Origin of the sequence: Enterobacter asburiae, from assembly GCF_008080435.1 — a bacterium.
GTDB lineage: Bacteria > Pseudomonadota > Gammaproteobacteria > Enterobacterales > Enterobacteriaceae > Enterobacter > Enterobacter asburiae_C.
This window is the reverse complement of record NZ_VRKN01000009.1, coordinates 67,870-91,010: the sequence shown is the minus strand read 5'-3', so window position 1 is coordinate 91,010 and position 23,141 is coordinate 67,870. Positions and strand designations below refer to the sequence as shown.

General features: G+C 52.2%; 30 protein-coding genes and 1 other RNA gene. 11 read left to right on the top strand and 20 right to left on the bottom strand.

All coding sequences use genetic code 11. The features are described from left to right. Positions 1-19: 19 nt before the first annotated feature. The 3 genes from rimM to ffh form a co-directional block, all read right to left on the bottom strand. Complete coding sequence (gene rimM, locus FU672_RS17270) at positions 20-559, bottom strand: ribosome maturation factor RimM (RefSeq protein WP_029741020.1); 540 nt, start codon at positions 557-559, stop codon at positions 20-22. A gap of 15 nt (positions 560-574) precedes the next feature. After that, the gene (rpsP, locus tag FU672_RS17265; RefSeq protein ID WP_022649067.1) at positions 575-823 is read right to left on the bottom strand and encodes a 30S ribosomal protein S16; all 249 of its coding nucleotides are present in this window, start codon (positions 821-823) and stop codon (positions 575-577) included. 136 nt (positions 824-959) lie between these two features. Then, positions 960-2,321, bottom strand: coding sequence for a signal recognition particle protein (gene ffh / locus FU672_RS17260; RefSeq protein ID WP_014884878.1), 1,362 nt, complete (start codon positions 2,319-2,321; stop codon positions 960-962). A gap of 166 nt (positions 2,322-2,487) precedes the next feature. Here ffh and FU672_RS17255 point away from each other — a divergent pair, with 166 nt between their 5' ends. Next, the gene (locus FU672_RS17255) at positions 2,488-3,279 is read left to right on the top strand and encodes a cytochrome C assembly family protein (protein WP_014884879.1); all 792 of its coding nucleotides are present in this window, start codon (positions 2,488-2,490) and stop codon (positions 3,277-3,279) included. Between the two features lie 18 nt (positions 3,280-3,297). After that, positions 3,298-4,584, top strand: a complete 1,287-nt coding sequence (locus FU672_RS17250) for an HlyC/CorC family transporter (RefSeq protein ID WP_148244165.1) — start codon at positions 3,298-3,300, stop codon at positions 4,582-4,584. 52 nt (positions 4,585-4,636) lie between these two features. On the opposite strand, the gene grpE is transcribed toward FU672_RS17250, so the two are convergent. Continuing rightward, complete coding sequence (gene grpE, locus FU672_RS17245) at positions 4,637-5,224, bottom strand: nucleotide exchange factor GrpE (protein WP_148244164.1); 588 nt, start codon at positions 5,222-5,224, stop codon at positions 4,637-4,639. Between the two features lie 122 nt (positions 5,225-5,346). Here grpE and nadK point away from each other — a divergent pair, with 122 nt between their 5' ends. The 3 genes from nadK (at position 5,347) to bamE (ending at position 8,449) form a co-directional block, all read left to right on the top strand. Then, the gene (nadK, locus tag FU672_RS17240) at positions 5,347-6,225 is read left to right on the top strand and encodes an NAD(+) kinase (protein WP_008502500.1); all 879 of its coding nucleotides are present in this window, start codon (positions 5,347-5,349) and stop codon (positions 6,223-6,225) included. An 85-nt stretch (positions 6,226-6,310) separates the two neighbouring features. Next, a complete protein-coding gene (gene recN / locus FU672_RS17235; protein WP_148244163.1) occupies positions 6,311-7,972 on the top strand; it encodes a DNA repair protein RecN in 1,662 nt (553 codons plus the stop codon). Between the two features lie 138 nt (positions 7,973-8,110). Next, on the top strand, positions 8,111-8,449 hold the full coding sequence (gene bamE / locus FU672_RS17225) for an outer membrane protein assembly factor BamE (protein ID WP_023308883.1): 339 nt from the start codon (positions 8,111-8,113) through the stop codon (positions 8,447-8,449). 109 nt (positions 8,450-8,558) lie between these two features. Here the strand turns inward: bamE and FU672_RS17220 are convergent, their stop codons facing one another. Continuing rightward, a complete protein-coding gene (locus FU672_RS17220; protein ID WP_148244161.1) occupies positions 8,559-8,846 on the bottom strand; it encodes an RnfH family protein in 288 nt (95 codons plus the stop codon). After that, positions 8,836-9,273: a type II toxin-antitoxin system RatA family toxin gene (locus FU672_RS17215; RefSeq protein WP_024908332.1), complete on the bottom strand. Its 438-nt coding sequence runs from the start codon at positions 9,271-9,273 to the stop codon at positions 8,836-8,838. Before FU672_RS17215 ends, FU672_RS17220 begins: the two co-directional genes overlap by 11 nt. A gap of 156 nt (positions 9,274-9,429) precedes the next feature. Here FU672_RS17215 and smpB point away from each other — a divergent pair, with 156 nt between their 5' ends. The 5 genes from smpB to FU672_RS17185 all read left to right on the top strand — a co-directional run bounded on the left by smpB (position 9,430) and on the right by FU672_RS17185 (position 12,660). Next, the gene (smpB, locus tag FU672_RS17210; RefSeq protein ID WP_063956759.1) at positions 9,430-9,912 is read left to right on the top strand and encodes an SsrA-binding protein SmpB; all 483 of its coding nucleotides are present in this window, start codon (positions 9,430-9,432) and stop codon (positions 9,910-9,912) included. Between the two features lie 89 nt (positions 9,913-10,001). Further along, positions 10,002-10,365, top strand: a transfer-messenger RNA (tmRNA) gene (ssrA, locus tag FU672_RS17200). A 271-nt stretch (positions 10,366-10,636) separates the two neighbouring features. Continuing rightward, on the top strand, positions 10,637-10,876 hold the full coding sequence (locus tag FU672_RS17195; protein ID WP_148244160.1) for a DinI family protein: 240 nt from the start codon (positions 10,637-10,639) through the stop codon (positions 10,874-10,876). Between the two features lie 103 nt (positions 10,877-10,979). Then, on the top strand, positions 10,980-11,591 hold the full coding sequence (locus FU672_RS17190) for a hypothetical protein (RefSeq protein ID WP_016240199.1): 612 nt from the start codon (positions 10,980-10,982) through the stop codon (positions 11,589-11,591). Continuing rightward, entirely contained in the window at positions 11,575-12,660 is a 1,086-nt protein-coding gene (locus FU672_RS17185; protein ID WP_148244159.1) for a helix-turn-helix domain-containing protein, read from the top strand. The genes FU672_RS17190 and FU672_RS17185 overlap by 17 nt, the downstream gene beginning before the upstream one ends. Positions 12,661-12,687: 27 nt before the next feature. Here FU672_RS17185 and FU672_RS25575 read toward each other — a convergent pair whose 3' ends face one another. Further along, positions 12,688-13,014 carry a helix-turn-helix domain-containing protein gene (locus FU672_RS25575; protein WP_148244158.1) on the bottom strand — a complete coding sequence of 109 codons (327 nt, stop codon included), beginning with the start codon at positions 13,012-13,014 and terminating at the stop codon, positions 12,688-12,690. 41 nt (positions 13,015-13,055) lie between these two features. Between FU672_RS25575 and FU672_RS17175 the strand changes: the two genes are divergently transcribed. Continuing rightward, on the top strand, positions 13,056-13,241 hold the full coding sequence (locus tag FU672_RS17175; protein WP_072170923.1) for a helix-turn-helix transcriptional regulator: 186 nt from the start codon (positions 13,056-13,058) through the stop codon (positions 13,239-13,241). Between the two features lie 105 nt (positions 13,242-13,346). Here the strand turns inward: FU672_RS17175 and FU672_RS17170 are convergent, their stop codons facing one another. The 13 genes from FU672_RS17170 to FU672_RS25170 form a co-directional block, all read right to left on the bottom strand. After that, positions 13,347-13,781 (bottom strand): tail fiber assembly protein, encoded by a 435-nt coding sequence (locus FU672_RS17170; RefSeq protein WP_148244157.1) that lies wholly within the window; start codon positions 13,779-13,781, stop codon positions 13,347-13,349. A gap of 2 nt (positions 13,782-13,783) precedes the next feature. Then, the gene (locus FU672_RS25400; RefSeq protein WP_187360822.1) at positions 13,784-14,878 is read right to left on the bottom strand and encodes a gp53-like domain-containing protein; all 1,095 of its coding nucleotides are present in this window, start codon (positions 14,876-14,878) and stop codon (positions 13,784-13,786) included. After that, positions 14,878-15,558 (bottom strand): baseplate wedge 1 family protein, encoded by a 681-nt coding sequence (locus FU672_RS17160; RefSeq protein ID WP_148244156.1) that lies wholly within the window; start codon positions 15,556-15,558, stop codon positions 14,878-14,880. The genes FU672_RS25400 and FU672_RS17160 overlap by 1 nt, the downstream gene beginning before the upstream one ends. Beyond that, positions 15,555-16,754 carry a baseplate J/gp47 family protein gene (locus FU672_RS17155; RefSeq protein ID WP_148244155.1) on the bottom strand — a complete coding sequence of 400 codons (1,200 nt, stop codon included), beginning with the start codon at positions 16,752-16,754 and terminating at the stop codon, positions 15,555-15,557. Before FU672_RS17155 ends, FU672_RS17160 begins: the two co-directional genes overlap by 4 nt. Beyond that, on the bottom strand, positions 16,755-17,108 hold the full coding sequence (locus FU672_RS17150) for a contractile injection system sheath initiator (RefSeq protein WP_023325694.1): 354 nt from the start codon (positions 17,106-17,108) through the stop codon (positions 16,755-16,757). Next, positions 17,108-17,863 (bottom strand): Gp138 family membrane-puncturing spike protein, encoded by a 756-nt coding sequence (locus FU672_RS17145; protein WP_148244154.1) that lies wholly within the window; start codon positions 17,861-17,863, stop codon positions 17,108-17,110. Before FU672_RS17145 ends, FU672_RS17150 begins: the two co-directional genes overlap by 1 nt. Positions 17,864-17,927: 64 nt before the next feature. Further along, positions 17,928-18,668 (bottom strand): OB-fold protein, encoded by a 741-nt coding sequence (locus FU672_RS17140; protein ID WP_063931071.1) that lies wholly within the window; start codon positions 18,666-18,668, stop codon positions 17,928-17,930. Between the two features lie 3 nt (positions 18,669-18,671). Continuing rightward, positions 18,672-19,022 (bottom strand): STY1065/STY2022 family phage-derived protein, encoded by a 351-nt coding sequence (locus FU672_RS17135; RefSeq protein ID WP_063927897.1) that lies wholly within the window; start codon positions 19,020-19,022, stop codon positions 18,672-18,674. Beyond that, positions 19,019-20,086 (bottom strand): hypothetical protein, encoded by a 1,068-nt coding sequence (locus FU672_RS17130; protein ID WP_148244153.1) that lies wholly within the window; start codon positions 20,084-20,086, stop codon positions 19,019-19,021. The genes FU672_RS17135 and FU672_RS17130 overlap by 4 nt, the downstream gene beginning before the upstream one ends. A gap of 2 nt (positions 20,087-20,088) precedes the next feature. Beyond that, entirely contained in the window at positions 20,089-20,391 is a 303-nt protein-coding gene (locus FU672_RS17125) for a phage baseplate plug family protein (protein ID WP_148244152.1), read from the bottom strand. Continuing rightward, the gene (locus FU672_RS17120; protein ID WP_148244151.1) at positions 20,391-20,978 is read right to left on the bottom strand and encodes a phage baseplate protein; all 588 of its coding nucleotides are present in this window, start codon (positions 20,976-20,978) and stop codon (positions 20,391-20,393) included. The genes FU672_RS17125 and FU672_RS17120 overlap by 1 nt, the downstream gene beginning before the upstream one ends. Beyond that, positions 20,978-22,987: a transglycosylase SLT domain-containing protein gene (locus FU672_RS17115; protein ID WP_148244150.1), complete on the bottom strand. Its 2,010-nt coding sequence runs from the start codon at positions 22,985-22,987 to the stop codon at positions 20,978-20,980. Before FU672_RS17115 ends, FU672_RS17120 begins: the two co-directional genes overlap by 1 nt. Then, positions 22,977-23,141, bottom strand: coding sequence for a DUF6889 family protein (locus tag FU672_RS25170; RefSeq protein ID WP_023229521.1), 165 nt, complete (start codon positions 23,139-23,141; stop codon positions 22,977-22,979). Before FU672_RS25170 ends, FU672_RS17115 begins: the two co-directional genes overlap by 11 nt.

The window sequence follows — 23,141 nt, the reverse complement described above, 5'->3', positions numbered from 1 at the left end:
TACCGTTTATCCGGAGAATTTAAAAACCAGGATCCCAATCTACTTCAATGGTTTGAGTAGTGAGATCGACTTTCTTGATAACCTGTCCATCGAGGAACGGAACCAACCGCTCCTTGATGCCAAATGCATCTTTCAGGTTTGCCTTAATGACGAGAACGTCATTTGACCCGGTTTCCATCATATCGATGACTTTCCCCAGGCTGTAGCCTTCGGTAGTGACTACCTGGCAACCCATAAGGTCTTTCCAGTAGTAGTCGCCCTCTTCCAGCTGTGGCAACTGCGACGAATCCACGACAATTTCACAATTGGTCAGTGCATTCGCGGCATCACGATCGTCAACGCCTTTCAGCTTGATGATGATGTCCTGATTGTGGTGACGCCAGCTTTCCAGCTCGACCTCTTCCCACTTACCGCCTTTCTGGATAAACCAGGGCTGGTAATCAAAAATGCTATCAGCGTCTTCAGTGGAGGAAAACACTCTGAGCCAACCACGGATACCGTAGCAAGAACCCATTTTTCCCAATACGATCGGTTCAACAGGTGCTTTATTGCTCATCATGACCACCGTGACAGATTAAGCTGCTTTATTTGCTGCTTTGATCAGCGTAGCAACGCGATCGGAAACAGTAGCGCCCTGGCCAACCCAGTGAGCGATACGATCCAGATCCAGACGGGTTTCTTCTTCTGCGCCAGAGGCCAGTGGGTTGAAGAAACCAACGCGCTCGATGAAGCGACCGTTGCGTGCATTACGGCTGTCAGTCACAACAACCTGGTAGAACGGACGCTTTTTAGCGCCGTGACGAGCTAAACGAATAGTTACCATAACATCCTCTTGTGTGAATAAAACAACCGGGCCCCATCGAGGAACGGAGCCCGGGTGTCATATTAAAAGCCCGAAAATTTTACTGATTTCTGGGGAAAATGCAATCAGCATCTTGATACTGAGCATTAAACACGATTTATCTGCCAGGGAATCCTGGGGGCATCATCCCTTTCATGCCGCGCATCATCTTCGCCATGCCGCCTTTCTTCATTTTCTTCATCATGCGCTGCATGTCGTCGAACTGTTTCAGAAGGCGGTTAACGTCCTGCACCTGCATGCCGCAACCGGCTGCGATACGGCGTTTACGGGAACCTTTGATGATGTCCGGGTTAGCGCGTTCTTTGAGGGTCATCGAGTTGATGATCGCCTCCATTCGCACCAGCACCTTGTCATCCATCTGCGCTTTCACGTTGTCAGGGATCTGGCCCATGCCCGGCAGTTTGCCCATCAGGCTAGCCATGCCGCCCATGTTTTTCATCTGACGCAGCTGCTCAAGGAAGTCGGTGAGATCGAAACCGTCACCTTTTTTCAGCTTGCTGGCCAGCTTCTCGGCCTGCGCGCGGTCAACCTTGCTCTCGATATCTTCGATCAGCGACAGCACGTCGCCCATGCCGAGGATACGGGAGGCAATACGGTCCGGGTGGAACGGCTCCAGCGCTTCAGTTTTCTCGCCCACGCCGAGGAATTTAATCGGCTTACCGGTGATGTGACGAATGGAGAGCGCCGCACCGCCGCGGGCATCACCGTCCACTTTGGTCAGCACCACGCCGGTTAACGGCAGCGCTTCGTTAAACGCTTTCGCGGTATTCGCCGCATCCTGACCGGTCATGGCGTCGACAACGAACAGGGTCTCTACCGGGTTGATAGAGGCATGCACCTGTTTGATCTCGTCCATCATCGCTTCGTCAACGTGCAGACGACCGGCGGTATCCACCAGCAGCACGTCGTAGAATTTCAGCTTCGCCTCTTTCAGCGCCGCGTTAACGATGTCGACAGGCTTCTGCGCCACGTCGGACGGGAAGAAATCCACGCCGACCTGCTCCGCCAGGGTTTCCAGCTGTTTGATCGCCGCCGGGCGATAGACGTCCGCAGAGACCACCAGCACTTTCTTCTTGTGCTTTTCACGCAGGAATTTACCCAGCTTACCGACGCTGGTCGTTTTACCCGCACCCTGCAGGCCCGCCATCAGCACCACGGCCGGCGGCTGAGCCGCCAGGTTAAGCACCTGGTTCTCTTCGCCCATCGCCGAAACCAGTTCATTACGAACGATTTTGACGAACTCCTGACCCGGGGTCAGGCTCTTGTTAACTTCATGACCAACCGCCTTCTCTTTTACGCGGTTGATAAAATCACGAACAACCGGCAACGCGACGTCTGCTTCCAGCAGAGCCATGCGCACTTCGCGCAGCGTTTCCTTGATGTTCTCTTCAGTAAGGCGTCCGCGGCCGCTGATGTTGCGCAGCGTGCGCGACAAACGATCGGTTAAATTATCAAACATTGTCTCTCGCCTGAGTAGAAACGTTGGGCCGCCATGGGCGACACATACACAGAATTTTGCCGGAGTATAACATGAAGGCGCCTTTGTTGTTATGCAACGGTTGGAGCAGGCGTCACGTAACGTTATACTGCTTCTCTTTCTTATTAAGACAACTGTCGATGCCTATATGCCTGTTTTCGCACTGATCGCCCTTGTTGCCTACTCTGTCAGCCTCGCGCTGATCGTTCCCGGACTGCTGCAAAAAAACAGCGGCTGGCGGCGCATGGCTATTCTTTCCGCGGTGATCGCACTGATTAGCCACGCGTTTGCGCTGGAATCACGCATCATTCCCGGCGACGGCAGCGTGCAAAACCTGAGCGTCCTCAACGTCGGCTCGCTGGTCAGCCTGATGATCTGTACGGTAATGACCATTGTCGCGTCTAAAAATCGCGGCTGGCTGCTGCTGCCGATTGTCTATACCTTCGCGCTGATCAATCTGGCTCTCGCCACCTTTATGCCTAATGAATTCATTACGCATCTGGAGGCTACCCCGGGGATGCTGGTGCATATCGGCCTGTCGCTCTTTGCCTACGCGACGCTGATCATCGCCGCGCTTTACGCCATGCAACTCGCCTGGATTGACTACCAGCTGAAAAACAAAAAGCTGGCGTTTAACCATGAGATGCCGCCGCTGATGGTCATTGAGCGTAAGATGTTCCACATCACCCAGGTGGGCGTGGTGCTGCTGACGCTGACGCTCTGCACGGGCCTGTTTTACATGAAGAACCTGTTCAGCGTAGAGAATATCGATAAAGCGGTGCTCTCCATCATCGCGTGGTTTGTCTATATTGTCCTGTTATGGGGCCATTATCATGAAGGCTGGCGCGGTCGTCGCGTGGTCTGGTTCAACGTCGCGGGTGCGGGCATTCTCACCCTTGCCTATTTTGGCAGCCGCTTCATACAGCAATTTGCTGGCTAAGAAACAAAGGAGTTCCCCCTGGAACACATCTCTACCACCACGCTGATCGTTATCCTGATCGTCATGGTGGTCATCTCCGCCTATTTCTCCGGCTCGGAAACCGGCATGATGACCTTAAACCGCTACCGGTTACGGCATCGTGCTAAACAGGGTAACCGTGCCGCACGTCGCGTTGAAAAACTGCTCCGCAAGCCGGATCGCCTGATAAGCCTGGTGCTCATCGGCAATAACCTCGTCAACATTCTTGCCTCTGCCCTCGGCACCATCGTCGGGATGCGCCTGTACGGCAACGCCGGGGTGGCGATTGCCACCGGCGTGCTGACGTTCGTGGTGCTGGTGTTTGCCGAAGTGCTGCCGAAAACCATCGCTGCGCTGTACCCGGAAAAGGTCGCCTACCCGAGCAGCTTCCTGCTGGCACCACTACTGATCCTGATGATGCCCCTGGTCTGGCTGTTGAATATGGTCACCCGCATTCTGATGCGTATGGTCGGTATTAAAGCAGACGTCACCATCAGCAGCGCGCTTAGCAAAGACGAGTTGCGCACCATCGTTCACGAATCCCGCTCGCAGATATCCCGGCGTAATCAGGACATGTTGTTATCGGTACTGGATCTGGAAAAGGTCAGCGTAAACGACATCATGGTGCCGCGTAACGAAATCGTCGGTATCGACATCAATGACGACTGGAAAGCCATCGTCCGCCAGCTGACGCACTCCCCGCACGGACGCATTGTGCTCTATCGCGACTCGCTGGATGACGCCATCAGCATGCTGCGCGTGCGCGAAGCCTACCGTCTGATGACCGAGAAAAAAGAGTTCACCAAAGAGGTGATGCTGCGCGCCGCCGACGAGATTTACTACGTGCCGGAAGGAACCCCGCTCAGCACGCAACTGGTGAAATTCCAGCGCAACAAGAAGAAAGTCGGCCTGGTGGTCAATGAGTACGGCGATATTCAGGGGCTGGTGACCGTCGAAGATATTCTGGAAGAGATTGTCGGGGACTTTACCACCTCAATGTCACCTTCCCTCGCGGAAGAGGTTACCCCGCAAAACGACGGTTCGGTGCTGATTGACGGTAGCGCGAACATTCGCGAACTCAACAAAGCATTTAACTGGCATTTGCCGGAAGATGAGGCTCGTACTATTAACGGGATGATTCTGGAAGCGCTGGAAGAGATCCCGGCGGCAGGCACGCGGGTGCGCATTGAGCAGTACGATATTGATATCCTGGACGTGCAGGACAATATGATTAAGCAGGTTAAAGTCCTGCCCGTGAAACCGCTGCGCGAGAGTATCGCTGAGTAAGGCTGTAGACCGGGTGAGGCGAACGCCGCCACCCGGTACTACAAATGGCAAATTACGCTTTCGCCACGGTCACCATCGCTGCGCGAATGGTACGGCCGTTCAGGGTGTAACCTTTCTGCATCACGCCCAGCACTTTACCGGCTTCCACCTCTTCTGACTCCACCATGGCAATCGCCTGATGAACGTTTGGATCCAGCGGAACGTCGGTATCGGCAATCACTTCCACGCCAAACTTACGCACCACGTCGAGCATGGATTTCAGCGTCAGTTCGATACCTTCAATCATCGCCGCGTTGTCTGGATTCGCTTTGTCAGCCACTTCCAGCGCGCGATCGAGGCTGTCGATGACCGGCAGCAGTTCGTTGACGAATTTCTCCAGCGCAAATTTATGCGCCTTCTCAACGTCCTGCTCGGTACGGCGACGCAGGTTTTCCATTTCCGCCTTGATGCGCAGAACACCGTCGCGTTCGCGATTCTGTGCTTCTACCAGTTGAGCTTCCAGATTCGCAATTTTTTCATCGCGCGGGTCCACCTGCTCAGCAGATGCGTCTGGCTCTACAGCCTCAACTTCATCGTGCTGTTCCGTGATAATTTCTTCAGGGGCTTGCCCCTCAGGCGTTTTCTGTTCTTTACTACTCATGAATTTCTCCGCGTTTTTCTGCATTCATCTCGCTAACTTCGCTTATTATGGGGATCAGTTTCCGGGATTCAAGGGAACAAGACAGATTGTCATCATTCATCAGGCACAAGGACCTCCAGAAAATGAATAATCATTTCAGGTGTATTGGGATCGTCGGGCATCCGCGTCACCCTACCGCACTAACGACACATGAAATGTTGTATCGCTGGTTGTGTAGCAAAGGCTATGAAGTGATGGTCGAGCAGCAGATTGCCCAGGAGCTGCAGCTCAAGAGCGTCAAAACCGGCACGCTGGCGGAAATTGGCCAACAGGCCGATCTCGCCGTGGTGGTGGGCGGCGACGGCAACATGCTCGGCGCGGCCCGCACGCTGGCGCGTTATGACATTAAGGTCATCGGCATCAACCGTGGCAATCTCGGCTTTTTAACCGATCTCGACCCGGACAATGCGCAACAACAGCTGGCCGACGTGCTGGAAGGCCACTATATCAGCGAAAAACGCTTTTTACTGGAAGCGCAGGTATGCCAGCAGGACTGCCAGAAGCGCATCAGCACCGCGATTAACGAGGTGGTTCTTCACCCCGGTAAAGTGGCGCACATGATCGAGTTCGAAGTCTATATCGACGAAATCTTTGCCTTCTCCCAGCGTTCTGACGGGCTGATTATCTCCACCCCGACCGGCTCAACCGCCTACTCGCTTTCGGCCGGCGGCCCGATCCTGACGCCCTCGCTGGATGCCATTACCCTGGTGCCGATGTTCCCGCACACGCTCTCCGCCCGCCCGCTGGTTATCAACGGCGACAGCACGATACGTCTGCGCTTCTCGCACCGCCGTAACGACCTGGAGATCAGCTGCGACAGCCAGATCGCGCTGCCGATCCAGGAGGGTGAAGATGTCCTCATTCGTCGGTGTGATTACCACCTGAATCTGATTCATCCGAAAGATTACAGCTATTTCAATACATTAAGCTCGAAGCTTGGCTGGTCAAAAAAATTGTTCTGATTTTGCATCCAGCACTTTACTGTATATAAAACCAGTTTATACTGTATGAAAACACAGTTATGGTTTTTCATACAGGAAAACAATTATGCTGGCACAACTGACCATCAGCAACTTTGCCATTGTTCGTGAGCTTGAGATCGATTTCCACAGCGGCATGACGGCGATCACCGGGGAAACCGGTGCAGGTAAATCCATTGCCATTGATGCCCTCGGCTTGTGCCTTGGCGGCCGCGCAGAGGGCGATATGGTGCGCATGGGCGCTAACCGCGCTGACCTATGCGCCCGTTTCTCCCTGAAAGACACCCCTGCCGCCCAGCGCTGGCTGGAGCAGAACCAGCTTGAAGATGGACGTGAGTGTTTACTTCGCCGCGTGATCAGCAGCGACGGTCGTTCCCGAGGCTTTATCAACGGCACGGCGGTTCCACTTTCCCAGCTTCGCGAACTCGGCCAGCTGCTTATCCAGATCCACGGTCAGCATGCGCATCAGCAACTCGTTAAACCAGAACAGCAGAAAGCGCTGCTTGATGGCTATGCGGGTGAGTACGCGCTTACTCAGCTTATGGCAGAGCACTATCGCCAGTGGCATCAGAGCTGCCGTGAACTTGCCCAGCACCAGCAGCAAAGCCAGGAGCGCGCCGCACGTGCGGAGCTGCTGGCGTACCAGCTTAAAGAGTTGAACGAATTCAACCCGCAGCTGGGTGAGTTTGAGCAAATCGACGAAGAGTACAAACGTCTGGCGAACAGCGGCCACCTGCTCTCAACCAGCCAGAATGCACTCAACCTGCTGGCGGATGGCGAAGACGTGAACCTGCAGAGCCAGCTGTATAACGTCCGCCAGTTGATTACCGAACTGGTCGGCATGGACAGCAAGCTTTCTGGCGTCCTGGATATGCTGGAAGAAGCGGCGATTCAGATTTCCGAAGCCGGTGACGAACTGCGCCACTACTGTGAACGTCTGGATCTCGATCCGAACCGTCTGTTTGAGCTGGAGCAGCGCATTTCCCGTCAGATTTCACTGGCGCGCAAACACCACGTCACGCCGGAAGAGCTGCCGGACTACTATCAGTCTCTGCTGGAAGAACAGCAGCAGCTTGACGATCAGGCTGACTCGCAGGAAACCCTCTCTCTGGCGGTGAACCTGCACCATGAGCAGGCGCTGGCGACAGCACAAAAGCTGCATGAAATCCGTCAGCATTACGCCCAGGAGCTAAGCCAGCACATCACCAACAGCATGCACACGCTAGCGATGCCGCACGGCGTCTTCACTATTGATGTTCGCTTTGAAGAAAACCACCTGACGGCGGAAGGCGCGGATCGCATCGAATTCCGCGTCACCACTAACCCGGGGCAGCCGCTGCAGGCTATCTCCAAAGTGGCCTCCGGCGGTGAACTGTCGCGTATTGCGCTGGCGATTCAGGTGATTACCGCGCGTAAAATGGAAACCCCGGCGCTGATTTTCGATGAAGTGGATGTCGGCATCAGCGGCCCAACAGCAGCGGTGGTGGGTAAACTGCTGCGCCAGCTAGGCGAATCAACGCAGGTGATGTGTGTCACCCACCTGCCGCAGGTCGCGGGCTGTGGTCATCATCACTTTATTGTCAGCAAAGAAACCGACGGCGAAATGACCGAAACGCATATGAAGCCGCTGGATAAACGTGCGCGTCTGCAGGAGCTGGCACGCCTCCTCGGTGGCAGCGAAGTCACCCGTAATACGCTCGCGAACGCGAAAGAACTGCTGGCGGCATAAACTTTTTCGGGATCTCAGGGTCATACAGAACAACAAAAACGCCGCCAGACCGGTTTCAAAGTGGGGCAAGGTCTATTATCATCGGCATATTACATATGAGCCGCGTTCTGCTCGGGCCCGAAAAGGAATCAAATCACTATGCGTTGTAAAATGCTGACCGCTGCCGCAGCGGTTCTTCTGATGTTGACCGCAGGCTGTTCCACTCTGGAGAAAGTGGTTTACCGTCCTGACATCAACCAGGGGAACTACCTTACCCCTAACGATGTGTCCAAAATCCGTGTGGGGATGACACAACAGCAGGTCGCTTATACACTGGGAACCCCGATGATGTCCGATCCGTTCGGCACTAACACCTGGTTCTATGTATTCCGTCAGAAGCCGGGCCACGAAGATGCGACCCAGCAGACCCTGACGCTGACCTTCAGCAGCGCCGGTGTGTTGACCAACATCGACAACAAACCTGCCCTGACCAAATAATCAGAAGTCAGAAATGCAAAAAGGTGCTCATTGAGCACCTTTTTTGTGTCTGAACTCTTGCGCAGAATCGTAACCCCGGTAAGCGCAGCGCCACCGGGGAAAGAAACCGCTACTTACCAGATTTCTCCGCACGCTGGCGACGCAGCTCTTTCGGGTCGGCAATCAGCGGACGATAAATCTCCACCCGGTCGCCTTCTTTCAACACATCACCCAGCTTCACCGGACGGCTATAAATCCCGACCTTATTCTTCGCCAGGTCGATATCGCTGCGAAGCTCAAGGATGCCGGAAGCACGGATAGCCGCCTCAACGGTTGCCCCCTCTTCCAGCGTTACGCGCTGCAGATACTGCTTCTCCAGCAGCGCGTACACCACTTCAACAGCAATCTTATGCGACACTGTAAACCTCTTTGGCGCGGGTGGTGAACGCCTGAACCATATTCGAAGCCAGTTCTTTAAAGATGCGACCAAACGCCAGCTCTATCAGCTTATTGGTAAATTCAAAGTCCAGCTGAAACTCGATGCGACAGGCGTCTGCGCTCAGCGGCGTAAACTTCCAGCCCCCCATCAGGGTTTTAAACGGACCATCCACCAGATGCATCAAAATACTCTGATTGCTGGTCAGCGTATTGCGGGTGGTGAACGTCTTGCTGATCCCCGCTTTGGAGACATCCACCGCAGCAGTCATCTGCGTCGGGCCGGACTCCAGAACGCGGCTCCCGGTGCACCCCGGAATAAATTCTGGATAAGACTGAACATCGTTCACTAACTGATACATTTGTTCCGCGCTGTAAGGCACAAGCGCAGTACGGCTAATCTGAGGCATAGCATTTCCCATGGTCACACAACGGACAAATAATAACATTTATCACCTGTTAAAAAAACGCTAAGCCTCATCTCGTGCTAAGATAGCGCGTTAGACCTCACAGGACGCAATGAGGTGACTTTTTGAAATCAGATTACCGACGGCTTTACGACACTTATGACGAAGAAAAAAGCACATAAACCAGGCTCGGCGACCATTGCGCTCAACAAGCGTGCTCGCCACGAGTATTTCATTGAAGAAGAATTCGAAGCTGGCCTTGCATTGCAGGGCTGGGAAGTAAAATCGCTGCGCGCCGGGAAAGCCAACATTGGCGATAGCTACGTGATCCTGAAAGATGGCGAAGCCTTCCTGTTCGGCGCGAACTTTACGCCGCTGACCGTCGCTTCTTCGCACTACGTCTGTGACCCAACGCGCACCCGCAAGCTACTGCTGAACAAGCGTGAGCTTGAGTCCCTTTACGGCCGTATCAACCGTGAAGGCTTCACCGTGGTTGCACTCTCTATGTACTGGAAAAATGCCTGGTGCAAAGTGAAAATCGGCGTCGCAAAAGGCAAAAAACAGCACGACAAACGTACTGACCTGAAAGAGCGCGAATGGCAGCTCGACAAAGCGCGCATCATGAAAAACGCAGGACGTTGATTCTGCACACTTATTGTACTATTCAATAAGTTAGCGTTCCGGGCTGGTATCCAGGAAGTGAAATCTGGTATACTCAGTTCAACACTATTGGGGCTGATTCTGGATTCGACGGGATTTGCGAAACCCAAGGTGCATGCCGAGGGGCGGTTTGCCTCGTAAAAAGCCGCAAAAAAATAGTCGCAAACGACGAAAACTACGCTTTAGCAGCTTAATAACCTGCTAAGAGCCCTCTCTCCCTAGCTTCCGCTCTTAAGACGGGGATCAAAGAGAGGTCAAACCCAAAAGAGATCGCGTGGAAGCCCTGCCTGGGGTTGAAGCGTTAAAACTAATCAGGCTAGTTCGTTAGTGGCGTGTCTGTCCGCAGCTGGCGTGCGAATGTAAAGACAAACTAAGCATGTAGTACCGAGGATGTAGAAATTTCGGACGCGGGTTCAACTCCCGCCAGCTCCACCACTTTTGATAGGACTGCAACCGGACAGCGGCAATAAAAACAGCCACTTACGGACATTGACCAGACAGTGCGCAGACCGAGAAAAGACAAAAATATGCACGTGAAATGCACGTGCACTTTAAAAGAACCCCAGATTTTGCAGTCTGGGGTTTTTCTATTTGTAACTAAGGGTAACAAAAACACTTCCATTCCTCGCGCTGCGCTCGCCTTGACACTGTTTATTTTTACAGTAAAAATACTGTATACAACCACAGTGGTTTTCCGGAGGCTTTTATGTTCGTTGAACTGGTTTATGACAAGCGAAATGTTGAAGGACTAGAAGGGGCCAGAGATATCATTCTGGCCGAGCTGACGAAGCGGGTGCACCAGATTTTCCCTGATGCCGAAGTGAGGGTGAAACCGATGCAGGCGAACGGCTTGAATAGCAATGCCAGTAAAAGCGATCGGGAAAAGCTTAACCGCATGCTGGAGGAGATGTTTGAAGAGTCGGAACATTGGTTAAACAACATTTGAATTCAATATGTTAACGGCTAAGGAATATTTTTAGGAATATTTTGTTGTCATTTTTGTTGTTGATGGTACTCTTATCATTATCATCAATAACAGAGTGCGAGTTATGTCCCTTATCTCTAAAGAAGAAGCGTTGCTGGAACTTGAACCCTATTTCCCTCTGTTGCGAAAAGCTGTACATGCTGCATGGAACTCTTGGGTTACGGGTCCAATAGCACCTCGCATGCAGCACAAGCGCGTCCGTGCAAATCTCGTATGGAATGATTATTTTTTCGAGATGATAAAAGAACTTTCAACAGGTGAACACAAAGGCATTAGGTTTGCAAAAATACCTTATAATCAAGGGTTTGCAGTTAATGACAGATTCTTCATTAAGTTTAAAAAGGCAGACTCCAACTTCCTTTCCTCCAACCTTCAGACTCAATCAGCTATGAAATATCATGACCCAGAGATTGATATGTTTGGCGGAGAAGTTCGCTTAGAGTTGCTGTATGTTTTAGACGATGATGGGATCAACATTGACAAAATTGCAATTGTTCAAAGAAAAGACAAATTTGTCGCTTGGGCAATAGATATTGAAGGCGATAATGTTGCTGAAATTCCTCATACATTTGAACCAAGCACAACCGAGACAGCTAAAACTGTCGCGAAAAAAGTTATCAAACCTCGCAAACATGCAAAAGAAAACGTGGTAAACAAAGATGGCACAAATTCCTGAATCTCTCTCTTTGATTAGAAATGAGATGATCGAGCTTCGCCGCAGAATGCTTGGAATCAGCCAAAAAGTTTTATCAGAAAAAGTGGGAATGTCCCAAGGAACCCTTTCGAAGATAGAACAGGGACTTAAAGCTGTAACACCAGAACAAGCTCAGAAACTTTCTGAGGCATTATCATGCCCACTAAGTTTTTTTACGATGTCAGAACGCTTATACGGTGGGCCAATCAGCGCGGCTCCAATGTATAGAAAAAAAGCATCTGTTGGTATAAAGGTTTTAGATCGCCTCATAGCAGAGATTAATGTACGAATAGCTCACATTAGAAAACTTCTTCAGTTCGTTGATTTTGAACCAGAGTTTGAATTACCTTCATATGATCCTGACGACTACAACGGTGATGCGACTGAAATTGCAAGAAATACGCGAAAAAGTTGGTATATGCCCGCAGGTCCGGTGAAAAACTTGATCGAGGTTCTTGAAAGAGCTGGATGCTTAATAATCGAGTGTGACATGGATGACACTGGCTTATCTGGGGTTAGCTACAACCTTCCAGGATTACCACCGATTATTTTCATCAACAGAAATCAGCCACTTGACAGATATCGTTTTACACTAGCGCACGAGCTTGGCCATTTAGTCATGCATAAATCGCCCAATCCAAACATGGAGAGCGAAGCTGATGCTTTCGCAGCAGAATTTTTAATGCCTGAACGTGACATATCTCCCTATCTTCGTGATATGAGCATTGAAAAAGCTGCAACCTTGAAGCCTTACTGGAGAACCTCAATGGCCTCCGTAATTTTCAGAGCCAAAACTTTAGGATATTTAAATCAGGGACAAAATGAATATATCTGGCGTCAGATGTCTGCACGCGGATATAGACTCAATGAACCAGTACAATTATCTCCTGATAATGAAAAGCCAACATTGTTAAAAGAGATATTTGAACACGTCAAACAAGAGCTTGATTATGACGAAAGCGAATTGTCGCAAGTATTCTCAATACATTATGATGAAATAGAACAACTTTATCCTATTAACAAAAAAACTGGCTTAAGATTAGTGAAATAGAACCAACCCGGCCACCGCGCCGGGTTTTCACTCAGCTTTCCTGTCCTTACCTGTCCTAATTTTCAGCAGAGCATCCAGCTCCTTACTCGCGTCCTTCTGACGCAGAGAGAAATACTCTTCTTTTTCGCGCTTCACTTCTCTTTCTCTCAGCCGCACAGGTTCAACCGGTACAGCCTGCAATGCGGCCATACAATCCTCGCGTGTAAACAGAAGTGGGGACTTGGGACTATCACTTATACGGTAAGCCTTTAGCCTTCCTTCCAAAACCCATCGCGTTACAGTACCCCTTGAGATACCTAGGAGCTCGGCAGCTTCCTTTCGTGTCAATGTTAGCTTTTCCAAGAAGACGTCCATTTATCATTCACTGAGGAGAGCATAACTTGAACATATATTTGATGGATCTGAAAGAAGTTTGTAAAGCTGTTGGGTTCAAAAAGGGATCCATTTACAGTTGGATGAACGCGGGCAAATTCCCAAAACCCATTAAGATAGGTAGGTCAGTAAGATGGGTATCAACGGAAGTGGAAGAATGGATAGCTGAAAAAATTCGTGCAACGAGGCAGGAAAATAGCGATATTTGAAAAGGCCGATATGTGGCTTGTGTCTGAGTTCCCGACTGTCCGCCAGGTTGGTTTGTGATGTGAATAAGGCTGCCGGAATATTCCCGACAGCCTTTTTATTTATGCTTAGCCTGCCGGTGGTATCGGCCAGCTGATATCCGGTGCTTTCGAGGTATCGATCGCATCCAAAGCATCAAGATAATCCAGCCACAAATTGTATTGCGCCAGTTCATCGCCTTTGAGCCGCCCTATAGCCGCCTTCCCCGGCCATTGTTTTATATTAATACTGGCGTTTGCCTGCCCGATAAGCCGCATTTTTTCACCGTCGGCAATAGCGATGAGCTGCTCCTTTGTTGGGTCTGGCACTGCCTCCCATGCAGGAAGTCCATCCTTTCCAGCAACACGGTATTTATCGGAATGGGAAACTGACGTAAATTCAAGGAAGCATTCTTCAGTCACTTCCTTCCCATCATCTGGCCAGGAGCCAGCTTCTACATAATCCTCTTTCATATCGACTGGATAAAATGCATTGTTTTTTGCACTGTAGATATATTCTGACATTTCTATGCTCCGATGGCTTCCCAGGCAACAGTAACAGCCATTCCCTGCGTAATAGTTTTATTGGACAAATCAATTGCAATTGCCTTAAGCCTGATTTGTGTCGTTGAGATAGCTTCCGCAGTTGCAAAGCAAGGTGTGTTAGTTGTTGTTGCCGTGCCATTTGCTCGACAATTAAGAACGCCGTTAGGGAATGGGATAGCGAAAGTATCGAAAGCGAAATCTGTGCTCGCATTTGCGGCTGGGATGCTAATCGTTCCCCATTGGCGAATTTGACCCGATGGCAGCTTTTCATACCCTTTTGCTACTGCTGAAAACTGGAATGAACCCATATCAGGAATTTGACCGCTCCCCACCCCCACATCACGAGTAGCTGCCGTTTTAAGCCCCAGATTTGTTCTTGCTGTGGTTGAATCTGTCGCTCCGGTGCCCCCGCGAGAAACAGCAAGAGGTATTATCTGACCACTGTTGTTGCTCGCCCCCCAGTCCCCTGAGTTTGTGATGAAGGTATAGGCGGCTGCGTTTGGTGAAGATGCTGTCGAGCGGGTGCTATCGGAACCGAATGCTGAAACTCCGAGGTTTACCCGTGCTCCCAAAAGCGTATTGGCACCCGTACCACCTCCGGCAACAGGCAACGGAAGTGGATTGCCTGCCGAGTCCTGTACACCCCAGTTTCCATTATTTTCGACGTACAAAAACACACCGGATGTAGGCGCTGAAACGGTCGTAATGGTGCTGGAAATATTAAACGCCTGCAAACCCAGATTAATTTTCGCAGCATTGACTGCCCCATCAGCCTTGATATCACCGAATGGGTTGTTTCGTGATAAATACTGCTTTGCAAACGCGCTTTTCAGCTTACTGGTAAACCCGGCAATATCGCCATCATCGAGAACATTAAGGTTGGCGTTATCACTTACAAACTGAGCAAGAGCCGATGCGATGAATGATGCCTGACGGATTGCTTTATTTACCTCAGCACTGCTCGCCTTTCCGCTGCTAAATCCTGTCAGTAACGCAGGAAGTGTCTCCCACTCATTCTGTGGGGTAACATTAGCGCCAGATCCGGTGGCAAACGGTTTAAATTCATTAGTAGCCATTAGAGTTTCATCTCCCATGCGCCGTCATCAAATCCGGCGATATATTCATTGTCTAAGTCGAAGCCAAAAAAACGATTTCCCACTGAGGGGGTTTCCACAGAGGGTGTTTGAATATCCCCAGCCCACACACCGGCCGCTTTTACCGTCAGATATCCCTGCTTTATTGCGGCAATCAGTTCCAGAGAAACATCCGAAATATCGGTTTCAGGAAACACCCACACAGAAACGGTCATGTCCTGGTTATCCACGATCTGCATCTTCAGGCCAGAACCGGCAGTCGCAGCGTCAAGGATGGGTGGCAGCGAATCATTGCGTCCGTCCCAGTTGTTGATGGCGATTTTCGCCTTCAGAACGATGCGGTAGGTTTCATCGCTAAGCGTCGTGTAGCCTGCGTCAGGGTCAAATGGCCCCTGCCATACGCCCTGGTCATAACCAAGCCCGTCAGTGTCCCAACTGAAATAAACGCCGCTTATCGGCTGGCTGACTATGCGACTGCGGCCAATCCAGAGGCCGAGCGTATCGAGCTGGACGCCGACAGCGGTATCGATGTCGAAAGCGCTCACCAGCCCCCGGGTGGCGGTAGTGATATCAATCAGTGGCCGCGTGCTCAGGTCGACGTGATCAAAAAATTTCGGCTTCGTGGCGTGATAGTTGGTGATTAAGTCTGTGTACTTGCTCATGACGTCACCGTTAGAACAATGTTTTCAGGCTTACACGATGCAGATTCGTTGTAGGCGATGATGATGTTTGCCGCCGCCACGCTACCGGCTGATTTGCCAATCAGCAGCTCCTGTATGTCGTAGTAGCGCGCGTTGCCACCGCTCACTACACCGAGGTTCGCCGGAGAATAAATCCTGCTCAGCAGCACATCGTCGCCGATCGTCAGCCCGTTGATGTAATCCGCGACGGCCTGCTGAATCTGTACGCCAATTTGCGACGTGTAGCCGGTGAATGCCTTCAGGGTGATATGTCCAAAAATTGGCACATCAGTAGATCGCGAAAAGCGGATCACGTGTGGGTTGCCGTAGGTGTCCGGTACCGTGACAGCTGTCGTCCCGTAGGTCGCCGTTCCCTGCCCTTTATTACCCCGGATAGTCTGGGCAATGTCGGTCACGTCCCCGCCGTCCACGATGGCCGAGATAGAGTGTGGCGGCAGCCCGTTGCTGTCGGTAGCTCCAGTATCATTCTCGTAGAGCTTGTGACGTGTCACGCCTGCAACGTTGGCGATCGCACCGTCGACACCTTCAAACGGTGTGAGTGACGGCAGAGCGACGCTTTGTCCCTGCCTGATACGCAGTTCTGCGTCGGTTTCAGCCGGTTCGCCTACGGTGGCCGCCGCCGGATTGGTTACCGATGCCCAGCCACGGGTCGGTGTGTTGATAGTGGTAATCGTCCCGGCCAGCGCCGCAACCGCTCCGCTGTTTGAACAGGTTGCAGTTACCGTCACGGTACCGCCGACACCGATCGTCACCGAGGAAGGAAGCCGCCAGATCACGTTATTCGTGTCTTTCACGGTACCGTTTGTGATGGTTGTCCCGGCAGTACCGATCAGAACGAGATCCACGGTGGAGTTTGTCGCCCCCCGGCGCGCGATACCGTTAATTTTTACGTTACTGGTCAGCGCTGCGCCGTAACCTGTAGCAGGTGAGAAGCAGTTATAAACGGAGATGGCCGTATTGTTGGCATCGTGGATAGCCAGCGCCACCAGTGCCACCATCTGGCCGTCTTTGCTGTCCGGCTCCAGATAAGCGTCACTGCCATAAATCTGCTGGAAATAGCTCGTCAGGGTATCGAGTATCGTCTGGTAATCAGGCGCACTGATCCCCTCAGCGGTTACCGTTGCCGATAAGCCGAGTGTGTCCAAATTGAGGGCCATTTATGCCTCGCTGGTTACTGTCGTTGTTCCGTAGATAGTGTCAATTTCAGCGAAGAACTGGACGCGGCGCGTCGTAGTGTTCACTGTCGTATTGAAAGAGAGGATGGATTTAACACCCCGCGTTTCGAGAATGCGTTTACGGATCGCCAGGTTGTAGGTTTCCGGCTTCTGCTTACCGAGTACGGACTGAATCCACGGTGTCCCCTCTGTGGTGTCGAGAAACCACTGCCCATACCACAATTCGAATCGCGTTTTTACCGCCTGCGCCACGGCCTCGGGTGAGTTAATCAGCCAGGTATCATCGCCGCTGCCAAAGGTGTAATCACCGTCGGCGTCTTCACGTCTGTATCGCATCAGTTTGGCGCTCCTGTATTACCGCCGCCGGTCTGTACTCCGCCGTGCGTATGCGTCATCAGACTCTTACCACCGGCTTTTACATCGTTAGTCACCGTGACAGGGCCGAGCATCGTCGCGGTACCGCCACTTGCGCCCATACCCTGAGAGAGATTCCCGTTTATTGTCACGTTCCCGTTAAGCGTGATAGTGGGTGATGTGATCGTGGTTCCTCCTTCTGCTGTCGCCGTCAGCGCGCCGGGGGTTTTAACCGTGATGCTATGACCTGCGGCCACTTCCACAAACGCAGCGCCATCATCAGTGCGCAACTGCGCGCCACTGGTGCTGATTCCGCTTATTTTCTGCGCCTGTGACTGCGGCCCGACGATGCAGAACGCATCCGATAAATCATGCACCCGGTCGTCGACAGGCTCCTGCACCCCGCCGTTCTGCCACCAAAAATCGATGCACCGATCGGCAAAAATCACCAGGCATTCATCACCGGCTTTCACCGGGAACGTTAGCGTGCATCCCCCGCCACGCGGAAATACCACTGGCACATCCACCAGCAGCGGGTAATTTTTGGTAATGCGGTTCCCGTCGTTATCAGTTTCAACCGAACGGATAGCAGGCTGCACAACCGCCGTCACCGCGTCAGGATCGAATGACTGGACGATGCCAGGCAAAGCGACGCGGATCTGGTTTTTTGTGGTTTCCCGCTCAGATTCGAATGTTTCGGCAAGGTCGCCGCTTCGGGTCTGGTCAGATACTGCCATTTCGTAGGCTCCAGAAAGCAAAAAACCCGCCGGGTGGCGGGTTATGAGGTCGAAGGTATGACAGCTATTTTACGCTGACATTGACACCAAGTTCTTTGGACATTTCCCTAGCCATAGCCTTTCGTTTTTCCATAGGTGTTGTATCAATTATATTAACGATACATTTCGCATCAGTGGCTGCGCACAATTTATAATCATCAGTTAATCTTGTAATCATTTTAGTAAATAAAATAAAAGTGTTAGCGTCTGATTTAGGGTCTTTAATATCCTTCAGCATCGCCATTGAATCTTTATACATAACGTCAGATGCTGTATTTACATATTCATCTGTTGGCAGACACCCGCGAAGAACAGGGTCACCTAATACTGAGCCATCACCTATACAGGCGTAACTGACTTTATCGCCCTTATTCAAATCAATCGCAAGCTTCTCGTTTTCTTTAGTGAAATATAAAGAAACCCCCTTAATCCCCACATTAGTTTTTAGCTCTACTGCTGGAACATCGCCCATGGTGGATCTAATTTTTTCGACAGTTCCAGAAACGATAATGGGTTTACCCTTATAGTCTCTGTCGCCCCTCGCTTCATTTGCATCATAATCCTCTGCAATTTTTTCAGCGGAAACAATCACCGTTTCATAAGAAAACATATGGGCGTCAGAATGGATGAATTGTTGAAGGTCATATTTAAAAAGATGCTTAAGCATGACTTTTTCGCTATCACTAAACGTTATGTTTTTAACAGCTGAAATAGCAGCAAAAGGAACAGAGCATAAAAATAGAGCAGCAATAACCTTTTTCATCATTGGTCACTCACCCTTAATTTGTGAACATGGGTAGGAACCAATTAGCTTGGGAGCATTCATGCTATTTTGAAGCAATTGGACATTGAGGAACGATTTCCCTCCACGCTTCACAAATTCGAAACCGTAATTATTACCGTCACGCGCAGGCATCAGCCCCATATCCGTTTTAACGTTATTCCAATCGTCCTTCTTACCGAGAAACTTGATTTTTTGAGATGTAACTTGCTCGCCGTTGATTTTCGTCCAGCCGTTATCAGCTGCATGAAGTCGGTATCCGCCGCATTGTAAATCAGCGAAAGCCGCAGAGCAGGAAAACAGTAACGAAATTGTCAGAAATAACTTCATACGCTTCATGAATATATCCTTTGCTGCGCTGAGGACGAGAGTAAATCCGCCGCGCCACGCGCTTCGCACATCATATCCATGTACCACGCCTGGCCCCTTGTGTCGCCAGTGTACATAATCCCGCGCACAATATAAACGCCATCCGTTGCAATGCTGGCAGGTTGCGCCGTGGTGCCGCTTAGCGTGATATTTCCGTCCGTGTTCTGGTCGGTGATCTGCCCACCAGCCATAGCGATATCGTTGTTCGACAGCGCGGTGCGATACACAGAAGCCTGATCCAGCTGAATAAGCCCGTTAACCCGGATGTTCGGATTAATCAGCGCGCGGACGTTTACGCCGTTGCCGATGGTCTGCTGCGGCATACCGATAAGCCCGGTGGCGCTGTTGAGCACAATCGCGTCGTGAACATACTCGTTATTCGCCACCATCTGACGCTGACCGTCCACGAACTGCCATGTTGCGCCACATTGCCCGGCCACGTTATCCATAAGATGCCGTGTCATGCCGAACAGCACCCGGCCCCGGGGGAATACGGTAGCAGGCATTTCAGGCGTCAGGCCTTCGGTCGCGCCTTTGGCCTCGAAGTCTCTCATCAGCGCGCGGTTCACATCTGCGACCGTGTAACCGGCCGCCAGCGTCTGCGAGGTAATGCTGGTGGCAAACGCCAGATCCGTATCGGCTGCCTGAATCAGGACGTAGGAATCAATGGGGCTGTCTTTTCCTGTGACCGAGTAGCGAATTTCGCCGCTAAAAATCAGACCGTAGTTCCGGCCATCACTCTGGCCCACGGCCGCCGCGTCGACTTCACGTACGGTCCCGACGTCGCTTGCCGATACCTCCGGCGCGATACCGTCGTAACCTGCAATTAGCCGCACCTTAGAAAACTCCTGCCCGGTGATGCGGTTCACCGTATCTGCCGAGAGGTTGTAGATTTTGAACGTTCCCACCCGGGACGCGCTGCTGATGTTGAACCAGTCGATCGTAAAGGTCACTTTAAAATCGCTGAGCTCGATACCCTGCCCGTTCTCGTCCACGAGCTGCAGCTCGAAATGTCTCATCCAGTTCTGTGACATACTTACTCCGTTGATACCAGTAAATGACTGCGGCCGCCCAGGTCGGTTTTCGTCGGATAATCCTGTGTGCTGTCGTCACAGACCACCACCAGCTTAAATCCGAGCCCCATATAGCCGTACTGCGCCAGTAGGTCAGCGCCGGTGACGAGAGGAATACCGGAGATTACCGGCTCCCCTCTGTCGTTCTGCAGGTCCATAATCCAGTACAGATCGCGCCAGGTGATGTTAATCCGCCAGGTGGTACCAGCCAGGATGATGCTGAATTGCTGGTTATCCGCCGTCAGCGGGATTTCCTGAATTGCCATTAGCCGAGCCCCAGTAATGACGCCGCGTTACCCGTGATGCTTTTCAGCAGCGAGGTATTTGGCGGCTTTGTGGTTTTGTTGCCGGTATTCAGTACCGCCGACGTGCTGGCCCCATCCTTCATGTTGGTTTTATCCGCGACGGAGATCTGCTGCGTCTGCGAGATAAGAACCTCCCTCAGGGTGAGAACGGCAGACAGGACGTTTTCGGTTGTCTTGTCTGTCGTCACTTCCAGCGCGCGGATCAGCATGTTGCTGTACAGCCGTTTGCCGGTCACTACATCGAAAGGAATACGGCTCGCCTGCAGGTCAAGAATCTCCTGATACGTTTGCTGGGGACTCAGGCCCAGTAAGCTGGTGGCCGTCAGATTACTGGCAAAATCCAGCAACGATCCGCCACCAGCGAAACCGACCTCCATCACCACTTCAGACGGTTTTTTGTAGGCATGGTCGGCGATGGCGGCCCCGACCTCGACAGGGTGCTCTGTTATCTCCAGCGTGTCGGTATGCTTCTCAGAAACAACCACGCTGGGGACAATCATCCCTATTTTTCGGCTCTGCTGCTGAAAGAGCGTAGAGAGAATATCCATTAGCCCACCTTCGTTTGATTACCGCGCATAACCTGGGCGTTTGCCGACTGCTGTCGACGCTCGACCTCGGTACCGACAGAACGCGGGTCACCACCACCGTAAATGTGATAAGTGTTCTGTTGCTGTACCTGAGCCCCGGGCGCGGGCATGTTGCTTAACACCTTCGGAATGTAGTTGCGGGTTTCCTGAGGCATGAGGGCCATACCGTGCTTCTGCACGTTCCCGATCCCCCAGTTGTATGAGGCCAGCGCCTTGCTCAGGTCACCGCCGTTAGCCTGCAGCAGCTGTGAAAGATACTTTGCGGCTGCCTGCGCGGCCTTCTCCGGGTCGAAAACATCGTTTCCGCGCAGCCCCATGTCACGCGCCGTGCCGTCCATAAACTGAAACAGGCCTTTAGCGCCAGCGCCTGAAACGGCGAACTGATTACCGCCCGATTCCGTTATGGCCACGCTGCGCAGTAACCCCTCCGGAAGCCGGTAGAGCTGTTCCAGGTTGGTAAGCATCGGCTGCATCCATCCCAGCAGCTCAGAGCCCGCTTTGGTTGGCTGTGGCCGCTTTACTGACTGGCCGAGCTGTTCAGGGTCATCCTCACCAAACCAGCCGCGCACCGTTCGGCCCACGCTGCGAGGATCGAATCCCCAGTGCTCTTTAATCCAGTCGGCGGTACCGTTGGCGCTGTCTGTTACCATCGGCATCGCTGACGGATTTTCGCTGCCCTGATTAAGCATCTGTTTGCCGATGCTGGCGGCATCAGCCCAGCGGCCATCTTTAATGGCGTTGAGCAGGTCGGCGATCATATTCAGCATTTTGCTGAACTCGCCCATCTGGTCGATAAAGTTGCTGAAATCCCACTTCAGGGACCATGATTTGGGGTCAATATTGAGCAGTTTCGCCAGCGCTTTCGCCAGTTCGTTAACGGTCGTTTTAAGGTCACGAACCATCTTCAGCGCGGCGTCGACTTCCGGCTTCCACTTGCCCCAGTCAATCAGGCTGTCCCCGCCCTCCTTCCAGGTCTGATAATCTTCCCACAGGAGGGCAATTCCCGCCGCCAGCGCCGTAATCAGGCCTATCGGCGACATCCAGAACGTACTGTTCAGAATGCGCAGCGCAATCGTCAGCGCGCCAAACAACGAGATCAGCTCCCGCGTTTGCTTATCCAGCGATTGCCACCAGTTGATAAGGCTGGATGTCCCCTCAATAAGCCGGAAGAACAGCCGCCCGATAATGTCCCCGAGCGCCAGAATGCCTTTTATGGCTTTCGTCAGGGTCTGTTCGATGCGCGGGAAGTTATCCAGGATGTGTCGGCGCAACGTGTCCAGCGAACCCGCCAGACCACCAGCAAGATTAGAGCCAATTTTGTCACGGGCCATGCCTGCCATCGCGCCGAACTCGCGCAGGGAGGTCATGAATTTGTTGGAACTTCTGGCCGCCTCGTCAGCATTGAAGCCGATAGCTTTCGCCATTGCGCTGTACTGCCCGGAGAAACCGCCCACACCCCGGCGCATCGCCATCAGGGTATTTTCGTCAATGCCCAGCATCTGCGCATACTGGTTAGCCCGGTAATACGGCATGCTGCTGAGCTTCTGGCCGACACCCGTAAAGATAGCGGCCATGTCACGCATGTTACCGCTGGCGTCACGAGTCTGTACGCCCAGGCGATTCAGGAAGCCTTCCGCGCCGGGATTGTTACGAACAAACCGGGAGAGGCTTTCCAGAGAGGTTCGCGCCGCGTCAACGCTGCCGCCTACCTGCGAAACAGCATAGCCAATAGACTGAATCCCCTGCACCGTCGCGCCGGTGCGCTGTGACGCCCAGTAGAGATTATCCAGACCGGAGGCGATCTTAGCCGTGAAGGCCACCACGGTAAGCGCGGCACCTTCGACGGCCAGCCCCATTTTGATGGCATTTGCGGTCGTACCGGCGAGAACAGAGTCGAACTTTGACGCGCCCGCTTCATCGATATCGAATCCGAGCGAGACGAGGAAATCTTTAATAGTCTCAGCGTTCATTATCCTCTCTCCATTTCTCAATACGGCGCTGGTTGTCTGCCTTAACGGCCAGGTGGTCATTCATCAGCGCGATATCGCACAGATCGACTGATCCATCCTTCAGCGCGTAATAAGGGATTAACCCGGCGTCAACCGGGTCAAGGAGATAAGACAG

Excerpts from the sequence above, each read along its gene's own strand:
- FU672_RS17120 (WP_148244151.1), bottom strand. The coding sequence starts at position 20,978 with ATGGATATTCTCTCTACGCTCTTTCAGCAGCAGAGCCGAAAAATAGGG.
- FU672_RS17170 (WP_148244157.1), bottom strand. The coding sequence starts at position 13,781 with ATGTCAGAATATATCTACAGTGCAAAAAACAATGCATTTTATCCAGTC.
- FU672_RS17155 (WP_148244155.1), bottom strand. The coding sequence starts at position 16,754 with ATGGCCCTCAATTTGGACACACTCGGCTTATCGGCAACGGTAACCGCT.
- FU672_RS17160 (WP_148244156.1), bottom strand. The coding sequence starts at position 15,558 with ATGAGCAAGTACACAGACTTAATCACCAACTATCACGCCACGAAGCCG.
- FU672_RS17255 (WP_014884879.1), top strand. The coding sequence starts at position 2,488 with ATGCCTGTTTTCGCACTGATCGCCCTTGTTGCCTACTCTGTCAGCCTC.
- FU672_RS17215 (WP_024908332.1), bottom strand. The coding sequence starts at position 9,273 with ATGCCTCAGATTAGCCGTACTGCGCTTGTGCCTTACAGCGCGGAACAA.
- FU672_RS17115 (WP_148244150.1), bottom strand. The coding sequence starts at position 22,987 with ATGAACGCTGAGACTATTAAAGATTTCCTCGTCTCGCTCGGATTCGAT.
- FU672_RS17140 (WP_063931071.1), bottom strand. The coding sequence starts at position 18,668 with ATGATGAAAAAGGTTATTGCTGCTCTATTTTTATGCTCTGTTCCTTTT.
- FU672_RS17125 (WP_148244152.1), bottom strand. The coding sequence starts at position 20,391 with ATGGCAATTCAGGAAATCCCGCTGACGGCGGATAACCAGCAATTCAGC.
- recN (WP_148244163.1), top strand. The coding sequence starts at position 6,311 with ATGCTGGCACAACTGACCATCAGCAACTTTGCCATTGTTCGTGAGCTT.
- bamE (WP_023308883.1), top strand. The coding sequence starts at position 8,111 with ATGCGTTGTAAAATGCTGACCGCTGCCGCAGCGGTTCTTCTGATGTTG.
- FU672_RS17190 (WP_016240199.1), top strand. The coding sequence starts at position 10,980 with ATGTCCCTTATCTCTAAAGAAGAAGCGTTGCTGGAACTTGAACCCTAT.
- FU672_RS17185 (WP_148244159.1), top strand. The coding sequence starts at position 11,575 with ATGGCACAAATTCCTGAATCTCTCTCTTTGATTAGAAATGAGATGATC.
- FU672_RS17145 (WP_148244154.1), bottom strand. The coding sequence starts at position 17,863 with ATGGCAGTATCTGACCAGACCCGAAGCGGCGACCTTGCCGAAACATTC.
- smpB (WP_063956759.1), top strand. The coding sequence starts at position 9,430 with ATGACGAAGAAAAAAGCACATAAACCAGGCTCGGCGACCATTGCGCTC.
- nadK (WP_008502500.1), top strand. The coding sequence starts at position 5,347 with ATGAATAATCATTTCAGGTGTATTGGGATCGTCGGGCATCCGCGTCAC.
- FU672_RS17175 (WP_072170923.1), top strand. The coding sequence starts at position 13,056 with ATGGATCTGAAAGAAGTTTGTAAAGCTGTTGGGTTCAAAAAGGGATCC.
- FU672_RS17195 (WP_148244160.1), top strand. The coding sequence starts at position 10,637 with ATGTTCGTTGAACTGGTTTATGACAAGCGAAATGTTGAAGGACTAGAA.
- FU672_RS17130 (WP_148244153.1), bottom strand. The coding sequence starts at position 20,086 with ATGTCACAGAACTGGATGAGACATTTCGAGCTGCAGCTCGTGGACGAG.
- rpsP (WP_022649067.1), bottom strand. The coding sequence starts at position 823 with ATGGTAACTATTCGTTTAGCTCGTCACGGCGCTAAAAAGCGTCCGTTC.
- FU672_RS25575 (WP_148244158.1), bottom strand. The coding sequence starts at position 13,014 with ATGGACGTCTTCTTGGAAAAGCTAACATTGACACGAAAGGAAGCTGCC.
- FU672_RS17135 (WP_063927897.1), bottom strand. The coding sequence starts at position 19,022 with ATGAAGCGTATGAAGTTATTTCTGACAATTTCGTTACTGTTTTCCTGC.
- FU672_RS17150 (WP_023325694.1), bottom strand. The coding sequence starts at position 17,108 with ATGCGATACAGACGTGAAGACGCCGACGGTGATTACACCTTTGGCAGC.
- ffh (WP_014884878.1), bottom strand. The coding sequence starts at position 2,321 with ATGTTTGATAATTTAACCGATCGTTTGTCGCGCACGCTGCGCAACATC.
- rimM (WP_029741020.1), bottom strand. The coding sequence starts at position 559 with ATGATGAGCAATAAAGCACCTGTTGAACCGATCGTATTGGGAAAAATG.
- grpE (WP_148244164.1), bottom strand. The coding sequence starts at position 5,224 with ATGAGTAGTAAAGAACAGAAAACGCCTGAGGGGCAAGCCCCTGAAGAA.
- FU672_RS25400 (WP_187360822.1), bottom strand. The coding sequence starts at position 14,878 with ATGGCTACTAATGAATTTAAACCGTTTGCCACCGGATCTGGCGCTAAT.